2 pseudogenes are annotated in these 1459 nt (G+C 62.4%); one reads left to right on the top strand and one right to left on the bottom strand.

Going from position 1 to position 1459, the window contains the following annotated elements:
• Positions 1-123: pseudogene (locus SMD10_RS25300) on the bottom strand (transposase); the annotation flags it as partial.
• On the opposite strand from SMD10_RS25300, the pseudogene tnpC reads away from it, so the two are divergent.
• Positions 120-1221: pseudogene (gene tnpC, locus SMD10_RS25295) on the top strand (IS66 family transposase); the annotation flags it as partial. The pseudogenes SMD10_RS25300 and tnpC overlap by 4 nt on opposite strands.
• Positions 1222-1459: the final 238 nt, after the last annotated feature.

Genomic DNA, 1459 nt, shown 5'->3' with positions numbered 1-1459 from the left:
GGCCGTCTGGATCACCATGATCTTGAACATCATCACCGGATCGAATGGCGGGCGGCCGCCTTGCGGACCGCTGGTGTAGCCAAGCGCCGCAACGAGATCGCCTCGGAACATCTCGAAATCGACCGCCCAAGTATGCCTTCCGTGACGCCGATGGCGTGATCCAGGCTCCGGCGCCCAACCACATCATCGAAGGTGGCCTGCCGACCGAAGCGTTGCTAGCGATGATCGCCGTGTCCAAATACGCCGATGGTCTTCCTCTCTATCGGCAGGCTGCCATCTACGCCCGCGATGGCGTCGAGCTCGATCGGTCGATGACAGCGCCGTGGATGGGGCGGCTCGGCTTCGAGCTGGAGCCCCTGGTCGAACATCTGATGCAGAAGATCAGGCAGGGGGAACGGATCTTCGCCGACGAGACGACGCTGCCAACCCTCAATCCCGGAGCCGGCAAGGCCAAGAAGGCCTGGCTCTGGGCCTATGCCCGCGACGATCGGCCGTTCGGCGGCGACAGTCCGCCGATGGTCGTCTACCGCTTCGAAGACAGTCGGGCCGGTGCCTGCGTCGACAAGCATCTCGCTGGCTATCGCGGCATCCTTCAGGTCGATGGCTATGGTGCCTATCAGCATCTGGAGAAACCGGAGCAGGGAGAAAACAGCGCGGTCATGCTGGCCGGTTGCTGGGCGCATGTCCGTCGCAAGTTCTTCGATCTCCACGCCAATGGCGAATCCGAGCTGGCGACCGCCACGGCCGAGCGCATGAAGAGGTTGTGGGCCATCGAGGATGAAGTTCGCGGTCAGCACCCCGACCCTTAGGGCATCGGCCCGCCGACAGGCATCAGCGCCGATCATCGACGAACTGTTCGCACTCTGGGAAAAGGAACTCGGGCGGATCTCGCAGAAATCCAAGCTCGCCGATGTCATTCGCTATGCCCTGTCGCGGCGCCAATCCCTGGAGCGCTTCCTCGAAGACGGCCGCATCGAGATTGACAGCAACATCGTCGAGCGAGCGATCAGGCCCCAGGCCATCACCAGGAAGAACGCACTCTTCGCGGGTTCGGACGGCGGCGGCCGGACTTGGGCGACCATCGCAAGCCTGCTTCAAACCGCCAAAATGAACGACGTCGATCCCTTCGCCTGGCTGAAGCTCACGCTGGAGCGTCTCGCCAACGGCTGGCCAAACAGTCGGATCGAAGAGCTCATGCCCTGGAACTTCCAGGTAGTCTGAACGGCCTCAGTTCAGCGCTTACCGACGAGTTGGGAAGATAGCCGCAAATTCGAAAGGCGTGAGCCAGCCGATCTGGGAGTGCGGGCGCAAGAGCCTGACGGGGTGGAAGGTGGACACCTCGAAAAACCTCGCGTGGCTGGGCGTTTCATGATTCCATCGGTCTCGACGGGATCAGGAGGCATAGATGCGCGGGCAGCCGGGGTTCTGGGATGTTGACGAGCGATATGTCCGGCTGAGC

This window comes from Consotaella aegiceratis (assembly GCF_036541425.1).
GTDB lineage: Bacteria > Pseudomonadota > Alphaproteobacteria > Rhizobiales > Rhizobiaceae > Consotaella > Consotaella aegiceratis.
This window is presented reverse-complemented; position numbering and strand designations above follow the sequence as displayed.